This is a genomic window from Amycolatopsis sp. FBCC-B4732 (assembly GCF_023008405.1).
Classification (GTDB): domain Bacteria; phylum Actinomycetota; class Actinomycetes; order Mycobacteriales; family Pseudonocardiaceae; genus Amycolatopsis; species Amycolatopsis pretoriensis_A.
This window is the reverse complement of the sequence record NZ_CP095376.1, coordinates 8490120-8515673: the sequence shown is the minus strand read 5'-3', so window position 1 is coordinate 8515673 and position 25554 is coordinate 8490120. Positions and strand designations below refer to the sequence as shown.

The 25554-nt window shown below is 70.7% G+C and carries 26 protein-coding genes; 6 read left to right on the top strand and 20 right to left on the bottom strand.

What is annotated here, in order from left to right; genetic code table 11:
- Positions 1-54 precede the first annotated feature (54 nt).
- Positions 55-1623, top strand: a complete 1569-nt coding sequence (locus MUY14_RS38375; protein ID WP_247016869.1) for a GMC family oxidoreductase — start codon at positions 55-57, stop codon at positions 1621-1623.
- Here MUY14_RS38375 and MUY14_RS38370 read toward each other — a convergent pair.
- Entirely contained in the window at positions 1620-3116 is a 1497-nt protein-coding gene (locus MUY14_RS38370; RefSeq protein WP_247016867.1) for an aldehyde dehydrogenase family protein, read from the bottom strand. The genes MUY14_RS38375 and MUY14_RS38370 overlap by 4 nt on opposite strands.
- A gap of 33 nt (positions 3117-3149) precedes the next feature.
- On the bottom strand, positions 3150-4295 hold the full coding sequence (locus MUY14_RS38365) for an MFS transporter (RefSeq protein ID WP_247016865.1): 1146 nt from the start codon (positions 4293-4295) through the stop codon (positions 3150-3152).
- 61 nt (positions 4296-4356) lie between these two features.
- Here MUY14_RS38365 and MUY14_RS38360 point away from each other — a divergent pair, with 61 nt between their 5' ends.
- Positions 4357-5295: a DUF5937 family protein gene (locus MUY14_RS38360; protein ID WP_247016863.1), complete on the top strand. Its 939-nt coding sequence runs from the start codon at positions 4357-4359 to the stop codon at positions 5293-5295.
- Positions 5296-5308: 13 nt separating this feature from the next.
- On the opposite strand, the gene MUY14_RS38355 is transcribed toward MUY14_RS38360, so the two are convergent.
- Positions 5309-6208, bottom strand: coding sequence for a hypothetical protein (locus tag MUY14_RS38355; protein WP_247016861.1), 900 nt, complete (start codon positions 6206-6208; stop codon positions 5309-5311).
- A gap of 232 nt (positions 6209-6440) precedes the next feature.
- On the opposite strand from MUY14_RS38355, the gene MUY14_RS38350 reads away from it, so the two are divergent.
- Positions 6441-7076: an MBL fold metallo-hydrolase gene (locus MUY14_RS38350; protein WP_247016860.1), complete on the top strand. Its 636-nt coding sequence runs from the start codon at positions 6441-6443 to the stop codon at positions 7074-7076.
- Here MUY14_RS38350 and MUY14_RS38345 read toward each other — a convergent pair.
- From MUY14_RS38345 to MUY14_RS38335, 3 genes are all read right to left on the bottom strand, one after another.
- Positions 7073-7777 carry a DUF2334 domain-containing protein gene (locus MUY14_RS38345; RefSeq protein WP_247016858.1) on the bottom strand — a complete coding sequence of 235 codons (705 nt, stop codon included), beginning with the start codon at positions 7775-7777 and terminating at the stop codon, positions 7073-7075. The genes MUY14_RS38350 and MUY14_RS38345 overlap by 4 nt on opposite strands.
- Before the next feature lie 66 nt (positions 7778-7843).
- Entirely contained in the window at positions 7844-8308 is a 465-nt protein-coding gene (locus tag MUY14_RS38340; RefSeq protein WP_247016856.1) for an NADPH-dependent FMN reductase, read from the bottom strand.
- A complete protein-coding gene (locus MUY14_RS38335) occupies positions 8229-9233 on the bottom strand; it encodes a phosphoribosylaminoimidazolesuccinocarboxamide synthase (RefSeq protein WP_247016854.1) in 1005 nt (334 codons plus the stop codon). The genes MUY14_RS38340 and MUY14_RS38335 overlap by 80 nt, the downstream gene beginning before the upstream one ends.
- Positions 9234-9280: 47 nt before the next feature.
- Here MUY14_RS38335 and MUY14_RS38330 point away from each other — a divergent pair, with 47 nt between their 5' ends.
- Positions 9281-10087, top strand: a complete 807-nt coding sequence (locus MUY14_RS38330) for an S-adenosyl-l-methionine hydroxide adenosyltransferase family protein (RefSeq protein WP_247025455.1) — start codon at positions 9281-9283, stop codon at positions 10085-10087.
- Here MUY14_RS38330 and MUY14_RS38325 read toward each other — a convergent pair.
- The 11 genes from MUY14_RS38325 to MUY14_RS38275 form a co-directional block, all read right to left on the bottom strand.
- On the bottom strand, positions 9970-10851 hold the full coding sequence (locus tag MUY14_RS38325; protein WP_247016852.1) for an MOSC domain-containing protein: 882 nt from the start codon (positions 10849-10851) through the stop codon (positions 9970-9972). The genes MUY14_RS38330 and MUY14_RS38325 overlap by 118 nt on opposite strands.
- 43 nt (positions 10852-10894) lie before the next feature.
- A complete protein-coding gene (locus MUY14_RS38320; RefSeq protein ID WP_281506206.1) occupies positions 10895-11638 on the bottom strand; it encodes an amino acid ABC transporter ATP-binding protein in 744 nt (247 codons plus the stop codon).
- Positions 11635-12396, bottom strand: coding sequence for an amino acid ABC transporter permease (locus MUY14_RS38315; RefSeq protein WP_247016850.1), 762 nt, complete (start codon positions 12394-12396; stop codon positions 11635-11637). The genes MUY14_RS38320 and MUY14_RS38315 overlap by 4 nt, the downstream gene beginning before the upstream one ends.
- 6 nt (positions 12397-12402) lie before the next feature.
- Positions 12403-13185: an ABC transporter substrate-binding protein gene (locus tag MUY14_RS38310; RefSeq protein ID WP_247016848.1), complete on the bottom strand. Its 783-nt coding sequence runs from the start codon at positions 13183-13185 to the stop codon at positions 12403-12405.
- A 7-nt stretch (positions 13186-13192) separates the two neighbouring features.
- Positions 13193-13960, bottom strand: a complete 768-nt coding sequence (locus MUY14_RS38305; RefSeq protein WP_247016846.1) for an ABC transporter substrate-binding protein — start codon at positions 13958-13960, stop codon at positions 13193-13195.
- Between the two features lies 1 nt (position 13961).
- Positions 13962-14780: an ABC transporter substrate-binding protein gene (locus tag MUY14_RS38300; protein WP_247016844.1), complete on the bottom strand. Its 819-nt coding sequence runs from the start codon at positions 14778-14780 to the stop codon at positions 13962-13964.
- 116 nt (positions 14781-14896) lie between these two features.
- On the bottom strand, positions 14897-16324 hold the full coding sequence (gene purB, locus MUY14_RS38295; RefSeq protein ID WP_247016843.1) for an adenylosuccinate lyase: 1428 nt from the start codon (positions 16322-16324) through the stop codon (positions 14897-14899).
- Complete coding sequence (locus tag MUY14_RS38290; RefSeq protein ID WP_247016841.1) at positions 16321-17163, bottom strand: DUF4380 domain-containing protein; 843 nt, start codon at positions 17161-17163, stop codon at positions 16321-16323. Before MUY14_RS38290 ends, purB begins: the two co-directional genes overlap by 4 nt.
- Positions 17157-18302, bottom strand: coding sequence for a galactonate dehydratase (gene dgoD / locus MUY14_RS38285; RefSeq protein ID WP_247016838.1), 1146 nt, complete (start codon positions 18300-18302; stop codon positions 17157-17159). Before dgoD ends, MUY14_RS38290 begins: the two co-directional genes overlap by 7 nt.
- A 13-nt stretch (positions 18303-18315) precedes the next feature.
- Entirely contained in the window at positions 18316-18999 is a 684-nt protein-coding gene (locus MUY14_RS38280) for an SDR family NAD(P)-dependent oxidoreductase (RefSeq protein ID WP_247016836.1), read from the bottom strand.
- A gap of 14 nt (positions 19000-19013) precedes the next feature.
- Positions 19014-21053 carry a glycoside hydrolase family 27 protein gene (locus MUY14_RS38275; protein WP_247016834.1) on the bottom strand — a complete coding sequence of 680 codons (2040 nt, stop codon included), beginning with the start codon at positions 21051-21053 and terminating at the stop codon, positions 19014-19016.
- Between the two features lie 113 nt (positions 21054-21166).
- On the opposite strand from MUY14_RS38275, the gene MUY14_RS38270 reads away from it, so the two are divergent.
- On the top strand, positions 21167-21784 hold the full coding sequence (locus tag MUY14_RS38270; protein WP_247016832.1) for a bifunctional 4-hydroxy-2-oxoglutarate aldolase/2-dehydro-3-deoxy-phosphogluconate aldolase: 618 nt from the start codon (positions 21167-21169) through the stop codon (positions 21782-21784).
- The gene (locus MUY14_RS38265; protein WP_247016830.1) at positions 21777-22778 is read left to right on the top strand and encodes a beta-propeller fold lactonase family protein; all 1002 of its coding nucleotides are present in this window, start codon (positions 21777-21779) and stop codon (positions 22776-22778) included. Before MUY14_RS38270 ends, MUY14_RS38265 begins: the two co-directional genes overlap by 8 nt.
- Here MUY14_RS38265 and MUY14_RS38260 read toward each other — a convergent pair.
- Genes MUY14_RS38260 through MUY14_RS38250 form a run of 3 tightly spaced genes read right to left on the bottom strand, consistent with a single transcriptional unit; the run spans position 22730 to position 25445 of the window.
- A complete protein-coding gene (locus tag MUY14_RS38260; protein WP_247016828.1) occupies positions 22730-24799 on the bottom strand; it encodes an alpha-galactosidase in 2070 nt (689 codons plus the stop codon). The genes MUY14_RS38265 and MUY14_RS38260 overlap by 49 nt on opposite strands.
- On the bottom strand, positions 24796-25128 hold the full coding sequence (locus MUY14_RS38255) for an ABC transporter permease subunit (protein WP_247016826.1): 333 nt from the start codon (positions 25126-25128) through the stop codon (positions 24796-24798). The genes MUY14_RS38260 and MUY14_RS38255 overlap by 4 nt, the downstream gene beginning before the upstream one ends.
- Entirely contained in the window at positions 25104-25445 is a 342-nt protein-coding gene (locus MUY14_RS38250; RefSeq protein ID WP_247016824.1) for a hypothetical protein, read from the bottom strand. The genes MUY14_RS38255 and MUY14_RS38250 overlap by 25 nt, the downstream gene beginning before the upstream one ends.
- Positions 25446-25554 lie beyond the last annotated feature (109 nt).

Genomic DNA, 25554 nt, shown 5'->3' with positions numbered 1-25554 from the left:
GGGCGCGGCGCTGCGCCATGATGAGTCGTTGACATCTCGCCAACAGGAGGCACCGTGGCCGTCCAGGAGTCCTTCGACTACGTCATCGTCGGCGCCGGCAGCGCGGGCTGCGTGCTCGCCAACCGCCTGACCGAAGACCCGTCGGCCCAGGTCCTGCTGCTCGAAGCGGGCGGCGAGGACACCGCGGACGAGATCCACATCCCCGCCGCGTTCCCCTCGCTGTTCAAGACCAAGTGGGACTGGAACTACGAGACCGTCGAGCAGAAGCACACCGGCAAGACGTCCTACTGGCCGCGCGGGAAGGTGCTCGGCGGCTGCTCGTCGATCAACGCGATGATCTACATCCGCGGCAACCGCGCCGACTACGACGGCTGGCGCGATTCCCACGGCGCCGAAGGCTGGGGCTGGGACGACGTCCTGCCCTACTTCAAGCGCGCCGAGGGCAACCAGCGGCTCGGTGACCCGCTGCACGGCACCGACGGCCCGCTGCACGTCGAGGACCGGCGGTTCACCCACGAGCTGTCGCACGCCTGGGTCGACTCCGCCGTCTCGTGGGGCCTCAAGCGCACCGACGACTTCAACGGCGAAAGCCAGGAAGGCGCCGGCGTCTACCAGGTGACCTGCAAGAAGGGCCGCCGCTGGTCCACCGCGGACGCCTACCTGCGCCCGGCGCTCGAGCGGCCGAACCTCACCGTGAAGACGTCCTCACCCGCGACCCGGATCGTCTTCGAAGGCACCCGCGCGGCCGGGGTGTCCTATTTGGACAACGGCGTCGAGCGCACCGCGCACGCGTCCACCGAGGTGATCCTGAGCGGCGGCGCGGTCAATTCGCCGCAGCTGCTGATGGTCTCCGGCGTCGGCCCGGCCGAGCACCTGCGCGAGCACGGCATCGACGTCGTCGCCGCACTGCCCGGCGTCGGCGAGAACCTGCACGACCACCCGGCCTGCGGGATCATCTGGTCCACCCGCGGCACGACCGACCTCATCGACGCGGCGACCCCACGCGGTCTCGTCCGCTACCAGCTGACCAAGCGCGGCCCGCTGGCGTCGAACATCGGCGAGGCGGGCGCGTTCTTCCCGACCACGGCCGGCCTGCCCGCGCCGGACATGCAGATCCACGTGGCGCCGACGTTGTTCTACGACAACGGCATGCGCGAACCGACGGTCCCCGGCTTCACCTCGGCGGCGACGCTGGTGGACGTCGCGAGCCGCGGCCGGCTGCGGCTCAAGTCGGCGAATCCCCTGTGGAAGCCGGAAATCGACCCGGCGTACTACTCGGAGTCGCGGGACATGGAGACGATGATCGCCGGGCTGCGCGCGCTGATCGACATCGGGAAGTCGGGGCCGCTCAAGCGGTTCCTCGACCAGCCCTTCCTGCCCGCGCGGCACGACCTGAGCGACTCCGAGCTGGCCGAGCACGTCCGCGAGAACACGCAGACGCTCTACCACCCGGTCGGGACTTGCTCGATCGGGTCGGTCGTCGACCCCCAGTTGCGGGTCAACGGCGTCGAAGGCCTGCGCGTGGTCGACGCGTCCGTGATGCCCGTGGTGCCGCGGGGCAACACGAACGCGCCGACCATCATGGTCGCGGAAAAGGCGGCGGACCTGATCCGGGGCCGCTAGCGCTTGCCGTGCAGGATGGTCACCAGCTTGGCGACCAGCGCGTCGGTCGAGTCCTTGCGGGTGAACGACGTCAGCGTCAGCGGGGCCGTGAAGCGCTGACGCGCGATCGCCTTCGTGCGCGCGAACTCGCGCAGCCCTTCCGGGCCGTGGATGCGGCCGAAGCCCGAGTCGCCGACGCCGCCGAACGGCAGGGACGCGATGCCCGCGAACGACAGCGGCGCGTTGATCGCCGTCATGCCCGTGCGGAGCTTCTCGGCCAGCTCGACACCGCGGGACTTCGAGAAGACCGTCGAGCCCAGGCCGTACTTCGTGCTGTTGGCCAGCTCGACGGCTTCGTCCATGTCGCGGACCCTCGCGATCGTCACCGTCGGGCCGAAGGTCTCCTCCGTGACCGCTTCGGAGTCCTCCGGGACGTCGATCAGCACCGTCGGCTGCGCGTAGCGGTCGCCGACCGCGTCCTCGCCACCGAGGACCGCCTTGCCGCCGCGGGCCAGCGCGTCCTGGATGTGGCGCTTGATGACGCCGAGCTGCGAGGGCATCGTCACCGGGCCGTACTGCGCGGCCTCGTCCGAGCCCGCGCGGACGTCCTTCGACTTCTCGACGACCTTCGCGACGAACGCGTCGTGCACCTTCTCGTGGACGTACACGCGCTCGACGCCGATGCAGGTCTGGCCGGAGTTGGAGAACGCGCCCCACACCGTGGCGTCGGCCGCGGCGTCGAGGTCGGCGTCCGCGTCGACGAGCACCGGGTCCTTGCCGCCGGCCTCGATGACCACCGGGGTGAGCGTCTCGGCGGCCGCGGCCATGATGCGCTTGCCCGTCGCGGTCGAGCCGGTGAACGCGATCTTGTCGACGCCTGCGCCGACCAGCGCCGCGCCGGTCTCGCCGAAGCCGGTGATCAGCTGCAGCACCGGCTGCTCCGGGACGATCTCGGCGAACGCGTCGACCAGCCACTTCCCGACGCCGGGGGTGTACTCGCTGGGCTTGAAGACGACGGCGTTGCCCGCGGCGAGCGCGTACGCGATCGAGCCGAGCGGCGTGAAGACCGGGTAGTTCCACGGGCCGATCACGCCGACCACGCCCAGCGGCTGGTACTCGACGGTGGCGGCCTGGTTCGACATCAGCAGCCCGGCCGAGCGCTTCTGCTTGCCGAGGATCTTCTTCGCGTTCTTGCCCGCCCACGCGATGTGCTCGATGGCCAGGACGCTCTCGAGCTGCGCGTCGGCGATCGGCTTGCCCGTCTCGTCGCGGACCACCTGGCACAGCTGCGGCAGCCGCCGCGTCAGCACGCCCTTCCAGCTCTTCAGCCGCTCCGCGCGCCCGGCGAAGCCGAGTCCTTCCCACCACAGCGCCGCGACGCGCGCCCGCTCGACGGCCGCCTGCACGTCGTCCGCCGTGTGGATCGGGTAGGTTCCGACCACCTCGTCGGTCGCCGGGCTGAGCGAGTCGAAGGTTTCGCCGACCGACGTCGGCTTCGGCTGGACGGCAGTCATCGGCGTCTCCCGTGGGTCGAGGTTCAGCCCAGGTTACGACGTTACTGACACTGTGCCAATAGCTCGCGCGGGCTTCACCACCAGCATTCCACCGGCGATCGCCGCGGCAAAGACACCGAACAGCGGGGCGAGCCACAACGGCAGCACGCCGACCGCCAGCGAGCCCAGCCCGAAGCCGCACGCCTGCACGGTGAAGCTCAGCGAGAACCCCGCTGACCTCCGGTTCTTCGGCAGGAGCAGCTGGAGGTTGACCGACGTCGCGGCGACCAGTGGCCCGGTGCAGCCGCCGATGAGCGCGATCGACGCGATCAACCCCGGCCAGCCGAGGTCGGCGGCGAGCGCGAGCCCGCCTGCGACGAACCCGCCGAGGAACAGCCGCGGGTCGCCGGTCTTGCCGCGCCACGCGTAGAGCGCGCTGCCCAGGATGCTCGCCCCGCTCAGCACGGCGATGACCACCGGCGCGGCCGTTTCCGGCGCGCCGAGGCGCTGCACGAGCGGCAGCGGCGCGACCTCGATCGTCGAGAGCAGCAGCCCGACGGTGAACGCGCAGCACAGCCACGGCAGGTAGGTGAAGAGCGTCGCGGGCGGGACGTCGTCAGCGGATTCCACCCGATCGAGCTCACCCGCGCGGCGCGGGACGAGCGCGGCGGCGGCCACGCAGGCCACGGCCATCGCCGCGATCGGGACGAACGTGCCGGCCAGGTCGAGCAGGGCGACCAGCGCCGGACCGCCGATCAGCACGCCTTCGAGGATCATCGCGTCGACGGAGATGGCGCGCGGCAGCAGTTCGTCGTCCACCGCTTCGGCCAGGAGCGTCCGGAAGCCGCCGGACAGCGCGCCGGCCGAGATCCCGGGCAGCAGGACGAGGGCGAGCAGCACGGCGTTCGGCGCCCCGCTCGCGGCCGCCGTCGCCAGGGCCGCGAATCCGGCGGCGGTCAGGAGCAGCAGCGCGGGGAGCCCCCTGGCCGGCCCGACGCGGTCGAGCAGCCGCCCGACCGGCACGGCCCCGGCCATCTCGGCCACGACGAAGACCGACATGAGCACGCCACCCAGCCGGTACGACCCGGTCGTGGCCGTCGTGAGCAGGGTGAACGCGAGCGGCGCCATGGTCGCGGGGAGCCGGGCGAACTGGACGCCCGCCGACCAGCGCCAGTAGGCGCGATGGGTGAACAACGACATGCCTCCACGCTCTCCTGGCCGGTTCTTGAGGCACACTCATTCGGGTGAGAGCGAATCACCGATGATCGAGCTGGTCCTGACCGCGGCCGGGAGCCAGCGCGTCCGGTTCGCGATTTCGCCGTTGGAGGAGGTCCTCGGCGCCGTCCGGACGCTGCTCGGCGTCCGCACGCACCCGGCGCACCTGCCGTGGCTGTCCGGCGCGCCCGCCGTCGACGTGCCGGAGCTGGCCGCGGTGCTGAGCGCGCGGCACTACATCACCGAGTTCCTGAGCCCGCCGCCCGACGGCCCGGAGACGACGGCGGCGGCCCAGCTGCGGGCCGTGCGCGCGACGCCTCCGTCGCAGGTGGCGCTGGAGCTGAGGATGGTCGACGCGGACCTGTCGCAGCTGCCGGCCGACCCGGCGACCGCCCGCGACCTGCTGGCCGACCAGCTGGAGACGGTCTGGCACACGCTGCTCGCCCCGGAGTGGCCCCGCCTGCGCGAACTGCTGGCGGCGGACATCGCGTTCCGCACGCGCCGGCTGGGTTCGGGCGGCATCGCGGCGATGTTCGCGGAGCTGCACCCGCGGGTCCGGCTCGCCGGGACGTCGGTGCTGATCGACGTCCACGCCCGGGAGCGGCTGTCGATCGACTCCCGCGGGTTGCTCCTGATCCCGGCGGTGTTCGCGTGGCCGGGGGTCGGGGTGGTCACGGTGCCGCCGTGGCAGATTTCGGTGCTGTACCCGGCGCGAGGGGTCGCTTCGCTGTGGACGTCCGAGGTGGCGATGCCGGAGGCTTTGGCGGAGGTGCTCGGCCGGACGCGGGCGTTGTTGCTGGCTACGTTGGACCGGCCGGCCGCGACCACTGAGCTGGCCCGGCGGTGTGGCTTGGCGCCGGCGACGGTGTCGGCGCACTTGACGGCGTTGCGCGGGGCGGGGTTGCTGGCTTCGGAGCGGCGCGGGCACCGGGTGCTGTACCGGCGGACGGAACTCGGGGACGCCTTGCTCGCCGGGAAGCTTTGAGCGGATCTAGAAATCAAACCACTCGCACGAGGTGGTTTGTTTCACTCTTGAGCCTCAAGACCATGCCCACTCGTTGCTGTTCTGTGATCGAGCGAGCGACCAGCCGGGCCTCGACTTGTTCGACGCCCGATGTCTTGACGCCGACAACGTAGTCGTCGACACCTTCCTGTAGCCCCACGGGATCACAATGAACGAGATAGCCGACCGGAAGCAAGACCGAGTATTCGATGTAGTCTATCGGATGAGCGAATGTCACACCGCAAGTGTCAGGATTTCCATCCTTCATCAATGGCGCCCATTTACCCGGCCATTTCTTGTCGACCACCAAGCGCATGATTGCGCCTCGTCGCAACGGATGGGCAAAGTGCACGATCACTTCGAGCCTTCCATCATTGAGCCAGTGCGAGGTGACGTCCCACTGCGATGATCCCAGCCCCTCGCCTTCGAACGAACCGACCCCGATCTTCACGTGCCGACGACTTAACTGAGACTGCCCACGACCAGGTCCTGTTCGAATAGCGAAGAAGTCAAGCAAATCGGAATCCACAACTGCCGTCACGACGATTCGCTCGTCAGCGTCACCGTTCGGCTTCAAAACCGCAGACTCCTCCCATCGCGAAATTGTCCAACCCTGCTCACCGCGAACTTTCAAATAAGTGCAGTACCTTCCCAGAAGGCGCCGATCCAATTCCCGACCCCGTCGCGAGTCGGATCGATCCAGGAGGAGAACTCCCAGCAAGCCCAACACCGCCAGGACACCCGCGACAAGAAACCCCGCCTTGATCGCCAAATTGCCGAGCAGCCCACTCAACAGCACGCCGAATCCAAGGATTCCCAGGATCCCTCGCGCAAGACCGGCGAGCCCGAGTCGCACAAGCTGACCTTGGAGCCAGCCAAGAAATTCGTCGAACACGCAGACCGACCCCCTTCAGCAGCGGGCACCAAGGGACAACGCTAACAACCTCTCGACATATTGCATCCAGGTCGTTTCGGTCATCACGCACAATTGTGACATTTCCGAGGCTCTCGATCGCAGTTCACTTCGAGCCGTGGAGCAGAGTCGAGTCGGACTACCGAGAGTGTTGGCGAGGTCACGGCATCCGGGACTAGGCTGGAATCGTCCACCCCGCAAAGGAGAACCATCGATGCGTATCGTCCATTTCGGACACGCCTGCCTGCTGCTGGAGACCGGCTCCGAGCGGATCCTGATCGATCCCGGCGCGTTCTCCACCGGCTTCGAAGGGGAGCGGGAGCTGTCCGCCGTGCTGGTCACGCACCAGCACTTCGACCACCTCGACGTCGAGCGGCTGCCGAAGATCCTCGAGGCCAACCCGGAGGCGAAGCTGATCGTCGATCCCGGGTCCGCCGAAGCCGTCCAGAAGCTCGGCGTGCAGTTCGACGTCGCCAACGTCGGGGACGCCTTCGCCGTCGGGGACACCTCCGTCAAGGCGGTCGGTGGGGAGCACGCGGTCATCCACTCCGACATCCCGGTCATCCCGAACATCGGGTACGTCTTCGACGACGGCGCGTTCTTCCACCCCGGCGACTCGTTCTTCGTGCCGGAGCAGAAGATCGACGTGCTGGGGCTGCCGACCGGGGCGCCGTGGCTGAAGGCCGGCGAAGCCGTCGACTACCTGCGGGCCGTCGCGCCGCGGGTGGCCGTGCCGATCCACGAAGCCGTGCTCGCCAACCCCGCCATGCACTACGGGCTGTTCGGGAACCTCGCGCCCGAAGAGACCGAGGTCAAGGTGCTCGAACGGGCCGAACCCGCGAAGTTCTAGGCCGCGACCGTGCGCAGCGAGCCGTAAGTCGCGCCGAACGCGCGGTTCTCCAACGACACGTCGACCGCGTCCAGGAGGGCCTGGCGGAGGCCGGGGCGGGTGAGGTCCGTGGCTTCCACCCCCAGCCGGACCAACCCGCCCCGGCGGGCCGTGCGGGCCGCTGCCAGCACCAAGGCGAAGCAGCGCACCGTTTCCGTGCGGTGTGACTGGCTCGTGAACTCACTCACGCGGGCGCGGCGCACCTCGCCGGTCACGAGGTCGCGCACCGCGCCGAGGTCCGCGCACAGGCGGAAGCCGTGCTCGGCCAGGGCCTGCAGTGTGCCCTGGGACGCGACCCAGCGCGGCGGGGCGAAGCCGTCGACGGCGAGGCCGGCGGTGTCCAGCAACGCCTTCGCCGCGATCAGCCGGAGGCGGGCCTCGTGTGCCGGCAGGGTCGCGAACTCCGCCTTCTTGCCCAGGTACACCGTGCGGTGGGTGGGTGTGACCGTGTGGTCGTATCCGTGCAGCAGCACCGAATCACCGCGGCGGGCGCGGGTGCGGACCCACTCCGTCACCGGCCCGTCGCCGGTGCGGGCCGCGTACAGCAGCGACAACGGCACCTTGCGGCGGTCGAGTTCGGCCGCGAGGTCGGCGCACCGGTGCAGCGTGCGCGGGGTGATTCCCGACAGCGAAACCAGCAAGCGAGCGTCCACACCACCCATTGGGACGCACGCGTCTGACGTCGCCGTGAACTGCGCAGAACGGGCGGACGACCGTTGCCGGAAGGGTCAGACGCCTTCACGCAGGAGCTGCACGGCCATCGCGATCCGGCCACGCAAGTCGGGGTCGGCGACCTGGCCGTCGGCGACGTCCGCGCGCGAGACCGGGATCCGGGCGCACGCCTCGTCGACGATCTTCGCGCCCGCGTACGTCAGCACCTTGCGCAGCGAGTCGTGCGCGTCGCGGCCGCCGGTCGGCGCGGCGATCGAGGACGCGTTGATCCACGCCACCGGCTTGCCGTAGATCTCGCCGCCGCCGACCGTCCAGTCCAGGAGGTTCTTGAACGAGCCCGGCAGGCCGCCCGCGTACTCCGGGGTGCAGATCAGGATCGCGTCGGCCGCCTTGATCGCTTCCCGGAGCGACGCGACCGCGGGGTGCAGCGGGTCGCGGTCGTCATCGGGGTTGAAGTGCGGCAGTTCGCCGAGACCGGTGTACGTCGTGCTCGTGGTGAGCGTCGCGACGGTCCCCAGCACCGCCGCATTGCCCGAGCCTGCTCGCAGGCTGCCGCAGATCAGCAGGATCACGCGGCCAGTCTGCCAGGGAAAGCCCGGTCACGCGGTGGTACGCCTCGATGTACCGGTCACGCGTCGCGGTCACCACCGCCGGGGGCAGTGCCGGCAGCGGGGCCACGCAGTTCCAGCCCGACGACGGGCCGACCAGCCAGTCGCGCACGTGCTGCTTGTCGAACGACGGCCGCGGGCGGCCGGGCCGGTGGTCGCCGTCGAGCCAGTAGCGCGCCGAATCCGGGGTCAGCAGCTCGTCCGCGAGGACCAGCCCGCCGTTCGCCCCGATGCCGAACTCGAACTTCGTGTCCGCGAGCAGCAGGCCCTGCTCCGCGGCCCGCGCGGCACCCCGCCGGTACAGCTCCAGCGACGCCTCGCGGACCTCTTCGGCGAGCGCGCGCCCGAGGACCGCCGCGAAGGTGTCGAAGTCGATGTTCTCGTCCGGTTCGCCGGGCCGTGCCTTGGTGGACGGCGTGAAGATCGGCTCGGGCAGCCGGGCCGACTCGGGCAGCCCGGCCGGCAGCGCGAGCCCGCAGACCGCGCCGGAGCGGCGGTAGTCGGCGTACCCGCGCCCGGACAGGTACCCGCGGACGACCGCCTCCACCGGCAGCATGTCGAGCCGCTCGACCAGCAGCCCGCGGCCGCGGAAGGACGCGGGGATCAGCGGCCCTTCGCAGGCCACCAGGTGGTTCGGGAGGACGTCGGCGAGCTCGCGGAACCAGAACGCGCTCATCGCGGTGAGCACCCGGCCCTTGTCCGGGACGGGGGTGGGGAACACGCGCTCGAAGGCGGAAATGCGGTCGGACGCGACGATCAGCAAGTGGTCGTCGCCCACGGCGTAGAGGTCGCGGACCTTGCCGGAGGCGAGCCGCTCGGGGGTGGGGAGGGGTGTCACGCACTGAACCCTAACCGGCACCCTCCGCCACCATGGATGATGCTGGCATGGCGTACGACTGGATCTCGGTGACCACCGACTACGGCCTGCGCGACGGCTTCGTGGCGGCCTGCCACGGCGTGATCGCGCGGCTCGCGCCCGCGGTGCGCGTGCTCGACGTGACGCACGACGTGCTGCCCCAGGACATCCGGCACGGGGCCATGGCGCTGGCCCAGACGGCACCGTTCCTCCCGGAGTCGGTGCACGTCGCCGTCGTCGACCCCGGCGTGGGCACGACCCGGCTCGGCGTGGTCGTCGTCGCCGGGGACGGGTTACTGGTCGGGCCGGACAACGGCCTCCTGCTGCCGGCCGCGCAGGCGCTGGGCGGGGTCCGGGCGGCGTACGAGCTGGCCGAGCCGTCGCTGCGGCTGCCGGTCACGTCGGCGACGTTCCACGGCCGGGACGTCTTCGCGCCCGCGGCCGCGCACCTGGCGCTGGGGGTCGCGCCCTCGGCGTTCGGCGACCCGGTCACCGACCTGGTGTCGATGCCGGAGCCGTTCGTCGCGGCCTTCCCCGGGAAGCTGGTGTCGGAGGTGCTGACGGTCGACCACTTCGGCAACGTCCAGCTCGCCGCGACCCCGGCCGACCTCGAGCTGTCCGGGCTGACCGGCGCGGTTTCCGTGCACAGCGAGCGGGTCGCGGTGACGACGGTGGTCGGCCGGACGTTCGCGGACGTCCCGGCCGGGGCCAGCGTCCTCTACACGGACTCGGCCGGGCGGCTCGCGGTCGCCGTCAACGGCGGTTCGGCGTCGGCGGTGCTGGGGCTCGGGCCCGCCCAGGAGTGCACGATCACCTCGTCGCCGACCGCTACCTGACCCGGGCGCAGCACGGCGGCCTTCATCCCGAAGACCACGCCGCCGTCGGGGTGCCGCCGGTAGGACGCCAGCGTGCGGATCGGCTCGGGGCCGGCCTTTTCGCCGGTCTCCTGGTCGACCATCGGCACGGTGCAGCGCACGCACTGCTTGGCGTAGCCGAATTCCGCGGTGCCTGCCCGCATCTCGCGGACCTCGTCTTCGGTGTGCGCTTCCGGCCAGCCGGAGATGACGACGTTGGGGCGGAAGCGATCCATCGGCACGGGCTCGCCACCGCGTTCGAGGATGCGCGCGTTCAGGCCGTCCAAAGAGGACTCCGAGGCGACGAGCAGCGCGTGCCCGTCGGCGAAGGCGGCCGTGCCCGGGTGCTCGCCGCCGGTGACGCGTTCGTGGTCCGGCGCGACCCGGATCAGCACCGACGGCAGGCCGAGCAGGTCCGAGAACCACTCGGCGGCGGCTTCTCCTTGGTGGACGCCTTCGCCGTGCCAGGAGAACGTCGAGCCGGGGTGGCGGGGGCCGTCGCGGCGGACGTCGATCGTGAGGTCGTCCCGGCCGGGCGCGGACAGCGTGAGCGTTCCGTCCAGCACGCGCGGCCGGACGGCGGCCAGCGCCGGGTAACGGCGCTGGCTGCGGAAGTCACCGTCCGGCGCGACGACCTGGAAGACCCGGTCGTGCGCCAGCCCGGCGGGCCCGACCTCGGTGGCCGGCACCGAAGTGCCGGCACACCCCTTGACCGGGTAGTACGTCAGCCGCGCGATCCTCGCCATGCCCGCAGGTTACCCGCGGGCACGGCGAGCACGCGTGCCGTTTTCAGAGCACCTGTGACAGGAATCGCTGCAGGCGTGGGCTCTGCGGCTCGTCGAAGACCCGGGCCGGTGGGCCCTGCTCCACGATCTTCCCCGCGTCCATGAACGCGACCTCGTCGGCGACGCTGCGGGCGAACCCCATCTCGTGCGTCACCACGATCAGCGTGAGTCCTCGCGAAGCCAGCCCGGCCATCAGGTCCAGCACGCCCTTGACCAGCTCGGGGTCGAGCGCGCTGGTGGCCTCGTCGAAGAGCATCACCTCGGGGTCCATGGCCAGCGCCCGTGCGATCGCGACGCGCTGCTGCTGACCGCCCGAAAGCGCGCTCGGCCGGTACGGCGCCTTGTCCGCCAGGCCGACCTCGGCGAGCCGGGCGCGGGCGATCTCCGCCGCTTCCTCCTTGCCGATCTTCTTCACGCTGCGCAAGGGCAGCACGATGTTGTCCAGCACGCTCCGGTGACCGAAGAGGTTGAAGTGCTGGAACACCATGCCGACCCGCTGGCGCAGCGCGTCCGGGTCGGACCTGATCACCGACTCGCCGTCGAGCAGGAGGTCGCCGGAATCGGGCTCCTGCAAACGGTTCACGCAGCGCAGGAGCGTCGACTTGCCCGAACCGGACGGCCCGATCACGCACGTCGTCCTGCCGCTTTCGACCTTGAGGTCGACGCCGCGGAGGACTTCGAGCGTGCCGAAGCTGACGTGGATGTCGCGCAGCTCCACACTGGACGAACGCACCCGGGTCGCGGTCACGACGTCACCTTCCCGCTGGCGACCAAGTCCAGCTCGTCGTCACCCGGCTCGTCCGCGCGCACCTTGCGCCCGGTCCGGAGCTTCTTGTCGATGTAGTTGACCAGGTGCGTCAGCGGCACGGTGATCACCAGGAAGAACACGCCCGCGGCGACCAGCGGCGAGAGGTTCCCGGTGTTGGCCGCGAGGTCCTGGCCGATCCGGAACAGCTCGCGCTGGCCGGACAGCAGCCCGAGGACGTAGACGAGGCTGGAGTCCTTGACCAGCGCGATGAACTGGTTCACCAGCGCGGGCAGCACCCGCCGGACGCCCTGCGGAATGATCACCAGCAGCATCGACCTGGTGTAGCTCATCCCGAGCGCCCGGCTGGCCTCCATCTGCCCCTTGTCGACGCTCTGGATGCCGGACCGGAAGATCTCGCCGATGTACGCGGCCGCGATCAGCGACAGCGCCAGGATTCCCATCGGGTACGGGTTCGTCCCGACGACGTCCCGCGCGAGCGTGCCGAGCCCCTGGCCGATCAGGAGGATCGTCAGGATGGCCGGCAGCCCGCGGAAGACGTCGGTGTAGACCCGGGCCGGCCAGCGCAGCCACCACTTGGTGGACAGGCCCATGACGGCGAGCAGCATGCCGAGCACGGTGCCGATCAGCGCCGAGGACACCGACAGGACGAGCGTGTTCAGCAGGCCGGTCTTCAGCAGGTCGGGCAGGACCTGGGTGATGTAGTCCCAGTCCAGAAAAGTGTTGACGAAGTCGTCCATTGTGGACTACTGCCCCGCCTTGAATTCCGCCGGCACCGGCGCGGTCGGCTCGAACTGGTCGTGCACCTTGACCCACGTGCCGTCCGCGATGACCTTCTTGAGGCCGTCGTTGATCTTGCCGATCAGGTCGGTGTTGCCCTTCTTGAAGGCGAACCCGTGCGGGATGGTCGTGGTGATCGCCTTGGTCACCTTGAGCTTCGCGTCGGCGTTGTTCTTCGCGTAGTCCTCGGCCGTGGCCTGGTCGAACACCGCGCCGTCGATCGCGCCGGTCTTGAGCGCGTTGAGGGCGGCCGCGTCGTTCGGGAAGCGGACGGCCTGCGCGGTCGGTGCGTTCGAGCCGAGCCAGGTGTCGGAGACCGTGCCCTGGACGACACCGATCCGCTTGCCCGCCAACGAGTTCTCGTCGGTGATGCCGGCGGTCTCCTTGGCCTCGATGCCGAGGGACTGGTAGTTGTACGGCGCGGAGAAGTCGACGGTCTTCTTGCGGGCGTCGGTCTGGGAGATCGCCGAGCTGCCGATGTCGAAGGTGCCGTTCGCGACCTGGCCGAGCAGCGCCGAGAACTCCGTCGCGGCGAACTCCAGCTTCAGGCCTTCCTTGGCCGCGATGGCCTTGAGCAGCTCGTTGTCGAAGCCGGTGTAGTTGCCGTTCTCCTGGTAGGCGTTCGGCTTCGAGTCGCTCAGCGTGCCGACCCGCAGGGTCTTGCCGTCGCCGCTGTCCGAGCCGCCGCCGCACGCCGTGAGCGCCGCCAGCAAGGTCGCGGTGAGCGCCGTGACCAGTGTCTTCTTCATGCTTCTCCTAACCCTGGAACCCGGCCGGCACCGGAGCGGTCGGCAGGAACTGCTGGTGCAGCTTAAGCCAGGTCCCGTCGGAGATCACCTGCTTGAGCCCGTCGTCGACCTTCTTGAGCAGATCGGCGTTGCCCTTCTTGACGGCGAACCCGTGCGGCACGTCGGTGACGAAGCTCTTCACGACGACGAGCTTGGCGTCGGCGTTGTCGGTGACGTTCTTCTCCGCGATGCTCTGGTCGAGGATGTACGCGTCGACCGAGCCGGTCTTCAACGCGGTCAGCGCGGCGGCGTAGTCGGGGAAGCGCACGGCCTGCGCGGTCGGAACGGTGCTGGTCAGCCAGTGGTCGCCGACGGTCGCCTGGATGACGGCGACCCGCTTGCCGGCCAAGCCCTTCTCGTCGGTCACCGGGGTGCCCTGCTTGGCCTGGATGCTCATGGTTTCGAAGTCGTAGGCCGCGGAGAAGTCGACCGTCTTCTTGCGCTCGTCGGTCTGCGCGATCGCCGAGCTGGCGATGTCGAAGCGGCCGGACGCGACCTGCCCGAGCAGCGCCGAGAAGTCGGTCGCGGCGAACTCCAGCTTCAGGTTCTGCTTGGCCGCGATGGCCTTGAGCAGCTCGTTGTCGAAGCCGGTGTAGTTGCCGTCCTTCAGGTAGATGTTGGGCGGCGCGTCGCTCAGCGTCCCGACGCGCAACGTCGAGGAAGCGCTCTCGGAACCCCCGCCGCACGCGGTGAGCGTGAGGGCCGCGGCCAGCACGGTGACGATCAGCTTCTTCATGTCACGCACCCACGTTCTTGACCGGCAGCCCGGGGCCGCCCTGCTGGAGTTCCTTCGACAGCGGCGTGTTCTTGTAGAACTGCCCGTAGATCCGGGCGACCGTACCGTCGGCGACGGCCTTCCGCAGCCCGTCGTTGAGCTTGTTCAGCAGATCGGTGTTCGTCTTGGCGACGGCGAACGCCGACGGGGTGTCCTTGTCCTCGACCGTGTAGCCGAGCTCCAGCGGCACGCCCGGGTTCTGGTCCAGGTACTTCTGCCCGATGTCCTGCGGCACGACCCAGCCGTCGAGGGTGCCGTTCTTCAGCTGCGCGAAGCCCGCGTTGTAGTCGGGGAAGCGGACGACCTGCGCACCGGCGGTCTTGCCGGCGAGCTCGTCCTGCACCGAACCCTGGACCACGCCGAGGCGCTTGCCCGACAGCGCGGCGACGTCCTTGAGGTTGGCGCCCTTCGCCGTGACGACGGTGGTGAAGCCGGTGTTGTAGCCGTTGGAGAAGGCGACCGTCTTCTTGCGCGCCTCGGTGCTCGAGATCGTCGAGCTGCCGATGTCGAACTTGCCGGTCGCGACGCCGGCCAGCAGGCTGGAGAACTCGGTGCCGACGAACTCGACCTCGAAGCCCTCACGCTTGGCGATGTCGCGCAGCAGTTCGTTGTCGTAGCCGGTGAACCGGCCGTTCTCCAGGTAGATGGACGGCGGGGCGTCGCTGAGCGTCCCGACGCGCAGGGTGGTCGTCCCCGCGTCGGAACCACCGCAGGCGGCGAGGGTCAACGTCAGCGCGCCCGCGGTCAGGGCGGCGGCGATCTTGGACAGCGTGGATCTCATCGCTTCTTCCATGGTGAGGACCGGCGCTTCGCAGCGCCGGCGTGGGTCAGCGATCGAGATTAGGGATTTCGCCCGTTCGAGTGGATTCGTTCCATTCTGTGGACGGGTGCGTCAGCTCACAAGATCGGCTGCGGCGCGTAGCCGGCCGCTTCGGGGAACCGCTCGAGCAGCTGCTTCACGCGCTCGGCCACCTGCGCCACCTGGCGCCCGGCCGTGCCGGTGAACGAGATCCGGTCGGCGAGGAGTTTGTCCAGCTCACCGCGGTCGAGCGGGATGCGCTCGTCGGCGGCGAAGCGGTCGAGGAGGTCGTTGTCGGCGCGGCCTTCGCGCATCTCGAGCGCGACGGCGACGGCGTGCTCCTTGATCGCTTCGTGGGCCGTCTCACGTCCGACGCCGCCGCGAACCGCCGCCATCAGCACCTTCGTCGTGGTCAGGAACGGCAGGTAGCGATCCAGCTCACGCTCGATCACCGCCGGGAAAGCGCCGAACTCGGTGAGCACCGTGAGGAACGTCTCGAGCAGGCCGTCGAGCGCGAAGAACGCGTCCGGCAGCGCCACGCGGCGGACGACCGAGTCGGAGACGTCGCCCTCGTTCCACTGGTCGCCGGCCAGCTCGCCGATCATCGACAGGTAGCCGCGCAGCACGACGGCGAGGCCGTTCACGCGCTCGCACGAGCGGGTGTTCATCTTGTGCGGCATGGCCGACGAGCCGACCTGGCCGGGCTTGAAGCCCTCGGTGACCAGCTCGTGGCCCGCCATCAGCCGGATCGTCTTGGCCAGGCTGGACGGCGCCGCGGCGAGCTGGACCACAGTGGACAGCACGTCGAAGTCGAGCGAGCGCGGGTAGACCTGGCCGACGCTGGTGAACCGGCGGTTGAAGCCGAGGTGCTGCATCACGCGGTCTTCGAGCTGGTCCAAAGTGGACTCGTCGCCGAGCAGGTCGAGCATGTCCTGCGCGGTGCCGACCGGGCCCTTGATGCCACGCAGCGGGTACCGCTCGATGAGGTTGTCGAGCCGCTCGAAGGCGACCAGCAGCTCGTCGGCCGCGGTCGCGAACCGCTTGCCCAGCGTGGTGGCCTGCGCGGCGACGTTGTGCGAGCGCCCGGCCATGACGGTGTCCGCGTGCTCGACGGCCAGCGCGGCCAGCCGCGCCAGCACCGCGGCGACGCGCGTGCGGACCAGCTCGAGCGAACGGAGCAGCTGCAGCTGCTCGACGTTCTCGGTGAGGTCGCGCGAGGTCATGCCCTTGTGGACGTGCTCCTGGCCGGCGAGGTCGCTGAACTCCTCGATCCGCGCCTTGACGTCGTGGCGGGTGACACGCTCCCGCTCGGCGATCGAGTCCAGGTCAACGGTGTCGACGACCCGCTCGTACGCCTCGACCACGCCGTCCGGCACCTCGACGCCGAGGTCCTTCTGCGCCTTGAGCACGGCGAGCCAGAGCTGCCGCTCCAGCACGACCTTCTGCTCCGGCGACCAGAGCGAGACCAGCTCCGCCGAGGCGTAGCGGGCGGCGAGCACGTTCGGAATGCGGGGCTTGTCCGTCACGCCCTCACGATACCCGCGCAGGTCAGGGACATCGACGCGCCCGGGTCCAGCGTGGTCAGCGGGCCGAGCACCTCCAGCTCGACGATCCGCGCCGGCGGGTCCAGGTCACCCAGCTCCGCGAGCGGCGAAGGCAGCGGGTGCTCCAGCCAGATCTCCAGCGGCGAGCCCTCGTCCGGGTACTCCCCGGCCGGATCCACGGCGAAGGAGAGCGTCAACGCCCCGTACGTCACCCACCCCGCCGAGCCCGGCACGCCCAGCTTGCCGACGACGTCCTGGGGCGGGACGACCAGCCGGTCACCGTCCACTGTGTACTCCGGGCGGCCCGTGCCCGCCACCAGCGCGACGACCTCGGGCGTCCGGAGCCCCGCGGTGACCGCGCCGCCGCCCGGGAGCTGGGTCACGTTCCACAGCGCCCAGCGCACCGGCCGCCCGGACACGTTCTCCGCGCGCAGGTCCAGCCGGTAGCCGTCGTCGAGGACCGTGATCGCGCGCGTGAACCGCAGGCCGGTGCGCGGGTCCGGCGCGCTGGTCATGGTGGCCGTGTCGCCGTCGAGGACCAGGGCGTACGGGCCGGAGTCGAGGACCGGGTCGGGCGGCCCGGGCCACTGGTCCGGACCAGCCCAGCCCTGCGGTGCGGGCCACGTCTTGTCGCCGCCGTAGTTGACCCAGTCGCCCATCCGGCCGGCGTTCGGGGCGTACTCGCCGCGCAGGTCGTCGTCGAGCAGCGCCGGGTTGCGCCAGAGCAGTTCGGCGCCGCGGTGGCGCACCGACAGGAGCCGGCCGCCCAGCTCCGGGACCAGGCCGAGCCGCAGGTCGCCGCGCTCGAGCCAGGTCACCATTCGGCGAGGCTCCCGTCGTCGTGGCGCCACACCGGCGAGCGCCACGCGTGCCCGGTTTCGTCGGCGCGGCGGACGGCTTCTTCGTCGACCTCGATGCCGAGACCGGGCTTCGGCGGCCGGCTCGCGTAGCCGTCCTGGAAGGCGAAGAGCGACGCGTCCACGAGGTACTGGTGTTCGCGGCCTTCGTGGTAGTGCATGCCCACGCTTTGTTCCTGGATCAGGAAGTTCGGCGTCGCGAACGCCACCTGCAGCGACGCCGCCAGCGAGATCGGGCCGAGCGGGCAGTGCGGCGCGAGCGAAGCGCCGTACACCTCCGCGAGCGCGCCGATCCGCCGCAGCTCGGAGATGCCGCCCGCGTGCGAGGGGTCCGGCTGGACCACGGCGACGCCGGCGTCGAGCACCGGCTTGAACTCCCAGCGCGAGTAGAGCCGTTCGCCGACCGCGATGGGCACGGTGGACGCCTCGACGACCGAGCGCAGCGCGTCGCCCTGGGTCTCCGGCAGGATCGGCTCCTCGACGAACATCGGCTGGACGTCTTCGAGCAGCTTGACCAGCCGCCGGGCCATCGCGGGCGAGACGCGGCCGTGGAAGTCGATCGCGAGGTCGCGGTGCGGGCCGAGCACCTCCCGCGCCTCCCACGCGCGCGCCACGGCGGCGTCGGCTTCGGCGGGGGACGCGATCGCCGCCAGCGGGCCGGCGACGTTCATCTTCACCGCGGTGAACCCGGCCTCGACCTGCGCGGACACGGCTTCGCGGATGCCGGACGGCCGGTCGCCGCCGACCCAGCTGTAGACGCGGACGCGGTCGCGGACCGGGCCGCCGAGCAGCTCGTGCACCGGCGCGTCGCGGACCTTGCCCGCGATGTCCCACAGCGCGTGGTCGTAGCCGGCCAGCGCGCTGGAGAGCACCGGCCCGCCGCGGTAGAAGCCGCCGCGGCGCAGCACCTGCCAGTGGTCCTCGATGCGCAGCGGGTCCTGGCCGATCAGCAGCTCGGACAGCTCGTGCACGGCCGCGCGCACGGTCTCCGCGCGGCCCTCGACCACGGGCTCGCCCCAGCCGCAGACGCCCTCGTCCGTGCTGAGCTTGAGGAACAGCCAGCGCGGCGCGACCAGAAACGTTTCAACCCCGGTGATCTTCACCCGTGTCCCCCATCTACGCGGAATCCTTGGCGGCGGACCAGCCGCCGTCGACGGTCAGCTCGGCGCCGGTGACGAACGACGCGGCGGCCGAGAGCAGGAAGGCGATCACGTTCGCCACTTCGGCCGGGTCGCCGAGGCGGCCCGCCGGCGTCGCCTGTGCGCTGCGTTCGCGGTCTTCCGGCGAGATGCGGTCCCAGGCTTCGGTGCGGACCGGTCCGGGCAGCACGGAGTTGACGCGCACGTCGGGGGCGTATTCCACGGCCAGCTGGCGGGCCAGCGCGACGAGCGCGCCCTTGCTCGCGGCGTACGCGGGGTGACCCGGCAGCCCGAAGTGCGCGTGCACCGAGGAGACCAGCACGACCGCGCCACGCCGTTCCCGCAGCGACGGCAAGCAGGCCTTCAGGCCGAGGTAGGTCCCGGTCAGGTTGACGTCGAGCTGCCGCTGCCACTCGGCGCGGTCGATCTCGTGCAGCGGCCCGGTGCTGGGGACGTAGGCGTTGCTGACCAGGGCGTCCACCTCACCGATGGCGGCCCAGGTCGTTTCGTCGGTGACGCTGCCCCGGATCGGGACGACGCCGTCGGGGAGTTCGGCGATGTCCACGCCCAGCACGCGGTAGCCGTCGTCGAGGAGCTTCCGGGCGGTCGCTTTCCCGATCCCGGACGCCGCTCCCGTCACCACCGCCGTGCGCGTGAACATCGCCTACCCCTTCGTCAGAACTTCGCTACGTGGACATGGTCGTCCGGACCGCGCGCCGCGAACCACAGCGACGCGCCGTCGGATGCCGCGCCCAGGGTGCCCACGATGCTCCCGCTCGGGTACTCCGGCCGGTTGAACCAGCCGGCCCAGGAGCCGGACCACGTGTCGGCCCACAGCGAGTAGTCGCTCGCGGACGCGGTGAGCGCGACCTTCGCACCGACCGCGACCAGCGTCGGGCTGCTGCTGACCGTGCCGCCGAGGGACGTCCAGTCCGACCAGGTGTCGCCGGTCCTGGTGCGGGCCCAGACGCTGTCGTCGGCGGTCCGGACGGCGACGACCGTGCCGCTGGTGGCCGTCGCGGCGCCGGGCCGGCCGTAGATCGGCTTGCCACCGGGTGCGCCGAGACCGGACCACTGACCGGCACCGGTCCGCTGCCAGACCTGGCCGTCGGCACCGCGCACGAAGACCGTTCCGTCGCCGGTGACGGACGGCGAATCGGTGAGCGTCCCGCCGAGCCGTTTCCAGTCGCCCCACTTCGTCGTGAAACTGCGCTGGTAGAGGGCGTTGTCGACGCCGCGGGCGTAGACGTCGATGCCCTTGGTGGTCGCGACCGCGGCCGGCTGGCCGAGGAACTTCCCGCCGACCTGGCGCGGCCCGTCGAGGCCGGTCTGCTGGAGGTTCCCGGCGCGGTCGCGGAAGAACGTGACGGTCTTCCCGCCGGCGCGGACCACCGCGGGACTGGCCGACGCGGGCCCGGCGACGTCGTCGCCCGGGACGAGGTCGGTGCCGTGCAGGCGCAGGAACGCCGTCCCGTGCGCGGGCACGGTGACCGAGTACCCGCCGGTGGCGCTGCCGCGGTCGGCCCGCGCCCGGAGGTCGCGAACGGACACCCGCCCCTTCAGGCCTGCGTCGGCGAAGTCCAGCGTCATCTGCGTCGGCGTCTCACCGCGGTTGAGCAGCACGACCGCACGGTCGCCGGTGCGGGAGAGGACCTTGCTGTAGGTGTCGGTGGTGCCGGTCGTCGCGACGCGGACGCCCTGGGTGCCGAGGCTGTCCTGGTTGACCCCGACGATCTCCGGGTTCTTCAGCGTCTTCAGCATCGACGCGGGCAGCGTGCGCGGGTCGGAGCCGAGGATCAGCGGGGAGGCCATCTCCGCCCACATGACGAACTGGGTGGTCGACTCCTCCTCGTTCAGCTCGTAGGTGCCCTGCTCGGTCTTGCGCATCGGGATGAGGTAGTCGGGGTCGTTGTAGTGGCCCGGCCCGTTCGCCTCGGGGTGCGCGGCGTTGGCGTCCATGTTGCGCAGGACGTCTTTCCAGATGCCCTCGTACGGCGTGCCGAACGCGATGTCGGTGCTGGTGCGCCAGGAGTCGGCGACGAGCGGGCCGTAGCTGTAGGCGATGCCGGCGACCTGGTCCGGGCCGTGCGGCACGCCCCACTCGTCGGTGACCGGGTTGCAGATGTTCAGCACCATCGGGCGGCCCGCCATGGCGAGGGCCTTGCTGAACTGCGTGAACGCGTCGGCGGGCTTGAGGTTCTGGGCGATGCCGCAGAGGAAGTCGCCCTTGACGGCGTCGAACTTCCAGCTCGCGAAGCGCTTGGTGTCCTGCTCGTAGTACCCGCCGGAGCCGGCCGCGCAGTTCTTGCCGTCGGAGGCGCCCGCGTCGGTGTAGATGCCGGCCTCGAGGCCCTTGCCGTGCAGGTAGCCGACCAAAGTGGACAGTCCACTGGGGAACTTGGCGGGGTCCTCGTGGAGGTTGCCGGCCTGGTCACGGGGATCGGGCGCGGTCCAGCCGCCGTCGATCCAGACGTAGCGGTAGCCGGCTTCGCGCAGGCCGCTGGAGACGAGGAAGTCCGCGACGGACTTGACCGACGCCTCGCTGGGCGCGCCGAGGCCGTAGTAGGTGTTCCAGCCCATGTACGGGGTCTTCGCGACGCCGCTGTCGTAGTAGTCGGGAGCGCCTTGATCCGCTGCCGGGGTCGCGTGAGCGGGTACCGCCGTGAGGGTGGCGGCGACCGCGGCGGCCACCGCGAGGGTTCTCTTCAGGAGCATGTGCCGGACGCCTTTCTCCGGTGAACTGCGAGCCGGGGAGCAGCATGCCGGGACGCGTCGGGACACGTCAAGAATAAATCCTAAATTAAGATTTCACGAGGTAGGCTCGGGTGATGAGCTATCGATGGGAGATCACCGCCAACGCACTGCGCCAGGGCGTCGTCGGGATCGTGCGCACGCGTGACGCGGAGTCGGCGGTCGCCGCGGCCCGCGCGGTGCTGGAGGCCGGGCTGCGGTCGGTCGAACTGCCGCTCACCAACCCGGGCGCGCTGGACGCGATCTCGGGTCTCTCGGCGGCCTACCCGGACGCGACGATCGGCGCCGGCACCGTCCTCGACGAGGCTTCGGCGGTGCTCGCGATCCGCGCGGGGGCGCGGTTCCTGGTGTCGCCGTCGGCGGACGCGGCGGTGATCCGCACCGCTCACCGGTACGGCGCGGCGGCCTTCCCCGGCGCCGGTTCGGTGACCGAAATCGTGCGCGCGCTGGAGGAAGGCGCCGACGCAGTGAAAGTGTTCCCGGCTTCCGCGCTGACGCCGTCGTGGATCTCCGACGTGCGGGCCGCGCTGCCGCAGGCTCCGCTGGTACCCACCGGCGGCATCGCGCCGGAAGACGTGCCAGGCTGGCTGTCGGCGGGTGCGGTGGCGTGCGGGGTCGGTTCGGCGCTGACCCGCGGCACCGCGGCGGAGATCGCCGTCCGGGTCGAGACGCTGTTGAGGAGCGCGCATGGCTGAACTGGTCTTCGTCGGGTGCTACACCGGGGAAGCGGGGAACGGCACGGGGATCACGACGTTCTCCCGGTCCGCCTCCGGTTCGCTGACGGAAGTGGCTTCGCTGCCGCTGGAGTGTCCTTCGTGGCTGGTGCGGCACCCGTCCCTGCCGGTGCTGTACGCGGTGAACGAGACCGCGACCGGGTCCGTGACGGCGTTGTCCTTCGACGCTGCCGGCTCGTTGTCCGTGCTGGGCACCCTGGAGACGGGCGGCGCGCACCCGTGCCACCTGGCGGTGACCCCGGACGGCCGGTTCCTGCTGTGCGCCAACTACACCGGCGGCAGCTTCGCGGTGTTCTCGCTGTCGTCGTCCGGTGCGCTGGAATCCCGGACCGCGCTGGCACAGCACTCCGGCAGCGGGCCGCGCACTGACCGCCAAGAGGCGGCACACGTCCACATGGCGGTCCCCGGCCCGGGCACCGTGAGCGCGGTCGACCTGGGAACGGACGAAATCCGCAGCTACACACTCACGCCGTCGGGCAGCCTGGAGCCGTTGGCGGTGTCTTCGCTACCGCCGGGCACGGGCCCACGCCAGCTGGTCCGCCGGCCGGGGACGGACCTCGCGTACGTCGTCGGGGAGCTGGCCGGAACACTCGTGACGGTCCGGGAGACGTCCCCGGGCGCGTTTTCGGTGGTCGCTTCGACGGCATCCACGGTGACGCCGCCGTCGGTGCCGAACCTGGTGGCGCACGTGGAGCTGACGGGAACGCGCTTGTACCTGTCGAACCGCGGCCCGGACTGCGTGACGGAGTTCGCCCTCGACGAGGCAGCCGCGGTGGCGGACCAGCCGTGCGGCGCGAACCCGCGGCACTTCGCGCTGGTGGACGGGACTTGTTACGTGGCGGCGCAGTCGGAGGACGCGATCACGGCGTTCACGCTGACCGCGTCCGGGGAGTCGGAGCTGAGGTACTACCCGACGGGGTCGCCGACGTTCGTGCTGCCGGTTTCCCTGCCCTGACGGTGCAGGACCACGACGTCGGCGTCGTGGTCCGCCGTCCAGTCGAACGGGAGGCCCGCGTACTTCAGGTGCGCACCCGAGTACCGGGTTCCCTTACCATCCACATAGGACGCATCCGCACCCACCGCCAGCCGGACCCGGGAGGAGCGGCCCGGGGTCAGTGGGGCTCCCGTCAGCCGGCCCGTGCTCCACGCCAGGACCACCACCGTGTCGCCGTCCTCCGACGTGTACTGCGTGGCCGCGGTCGGGTCGGCCGGGCCGTGGAGCGCTCGGGCGCGGCCGTGGTGGATCACGTCGCGGATCGACTTGTACAGCGCCACCAGCGAAGCCGCTTCCGCGTGCTGCTCCGGTGCCCACCGGGACAGGTCCGCGCCGATGCCCAGGACGCCCGCCATCGCCGTCACGAAGCGGAAGCGCAGTGAACGAGGGCGCGGGTCGAAGACGCCCGGGGCGTCCGTCACCCACGAACTCATCAGGTGCGGCGCGTGCACCAGCAGGAACCCGTCCTGGATCGCGAGGCGGTCCAGCGGGCCCGTGTTGTCGCTCGGCCACACCACGTCCGCGCGGGCGACCGTCGCCAGGTCGGTGCGGGCGCCGCCGCCCGCGCACGCCTCGATCGTCACGTGCGGGTGGTGGGAACGCAGGTGGTCCAGCACCGACAAGTAGCCCGCCACGTGCTCGGCGTCCAGGTCCGCGGCAGGCGAGCCCGGGCGGCCGCGTTCCGTCGGGGGGCGGTTCATGTCCCACTTCAGGTACGAAATCGGGTACGTCGTCAGCAACGAGTCCAAAGTGGACTTCACATACGAAACGACGGAAGGCAGGCCCAGGTCCAGCAGCAGCTGGTTCCGGATCAACGTCAGCGGGCGGCCGTCGATGCGGTACACCCAATCCGGGTGCGACGCGTACAGCTGCGACTTGGGGCTGACCGCCTCCGGCTCGACCCACAGCCCGAACTCCAGGCCTAGCTCCCGCACCGAGTCGACGAACGCGCCGAACGTCGGTTCCGCCGGGGTCCAGTCGCCCAGACCACCCGTGTCGTCGTCGCGGCCCACGAACCAGCCGTCGTCCACCACGAACAGCTCGACACCCAGGTCCGCTGCCCGCTTCGCCAGCTCCAGCTGGTGCGCGGCACGGACGTCGAAGCCGGTCGCCTCCCACGAGTTGTACAACACCGGACGCGGCCGCTGCCACCGCGGACCCGCCAGGACGCGATCGTATTCGTGCCACACCGACGCCAGCCCCGCGAGACCATCCACACTGGACGCAAGCGCCACCGACGGTGTGACCAGCGAAGCACCCGGCTCGAGCAGCACGGGGCCGGGCGAGGGCAGCCGGCCGGCCCGGACGCGCGTCAGCCCCGAAGGCTCGACGTCCGCCTCGATGGACCACGAACCCGGCCACTCCAGGGAGACGCCGTAAGCCGCGCCGCCGGAAGTGTCCTGCACCGCCAGCCACGGCACGTGCGCGTGGCCGGGGACGCCGAAGCGGCTCTCCATCCGGAAGCCGCCCGCGGGCAGCGGGACCGACCGGCGGGTGAACTCCTGCGACCACTGGCCGGTCAAATACGTCAAGCGGGCACCGGAGGTCGTCGGCACGCAGACGCCCGCCGAGCCGAGCCGGTCGAACTCCAAAGTGGACGAACCGGTGTTCTCGAACTCGGCCCAGCGGGTGAGCACGTCGGTCTCCGGGACCGCGCGGTAGCACAGCACCGCGCGCAACCCGGAGACGTCGTCCACAAAGGTCAGTCTCAGGTCAGCGCCCGAAGACGCCGAATCGAACCGCCACCAGGAACCGCCGCGCACCGAGACGTCCGCACCGGAGAACGGGCGCAGGCCCAGCGGAGCGTACTCCACCGGCGCCGCGTCGGCCTCGGTGATGAAGTGCACCTCGCCGCGGTTGGCGAACACCGACGGCCCGTCCTCGACACCCGAAGGCCCCCACGCGACGAGTTCCGCCCAGCGCCGGGACGGATCCAGCGCCACGGTGTACGAGGTGGTCGCGAGCCGAACCGTCCACGTCACTTGATCGCCCCGATCGCCAGCCCCGAGATGAAGTGCTTCTGGAACCGCAGGAACACCGCCACGGTCGGGACGGCCGCGATGACCGAACCCGCCGCGATCACGTTCCAGTCGGACACGTACTGCCCCTGCAGGCCGAGCAGCGCCGGCGTCACCGGCATCACGGTCCCGGTGCGCAGCACGGTGATCGACCACAGCAGGTCGTTGAACGTCCAGGTGAACGCCAGCGCGCCGAGTGCGGCCAGCGCCGGGCGGGTCATCGGCAGGATGATCCGCCAGAAGATCTGGACGACGCCGGCGCCGTCGATCAGCGCAGCGAGCCCGGGTACCACGTGAACGTGTCGGGCGGGGTGGCCGCGGTGAGGTAGCTGGGCAGCTGGGTGCGGAAGGTTTCCGACGCCACCGTGTTCACGGTCGCCGTCGCGCCGCCCTTGTCGCCGAACGCCTTGGCCAGCGCCTCGATCGCCTTCTTCGCCTCGGGCGAGGACAGGTTCGACTGGACGGTGACCGCGCCGGCGGCCTGCTTGACCGGGCCGCTGGAGGCGGAAGTGGCGCAGGCGGCGAGGAAGCTGCCCGAGCCGACGGCCCCCAGCCCGGCGAGGCTCGCGTTGCGCAGGAAACGACGGCGGGACAGGCCGGCACTCGTCATGTCGTGACCCCCTTTGTCTTGGCGCGTGACTGCTGCCAAAGAGTGCAACCGGCCGCCGTCGCTGTCAAGATGTATTCATAATTTATGACGACTTCGGAGGCAGCGTAGG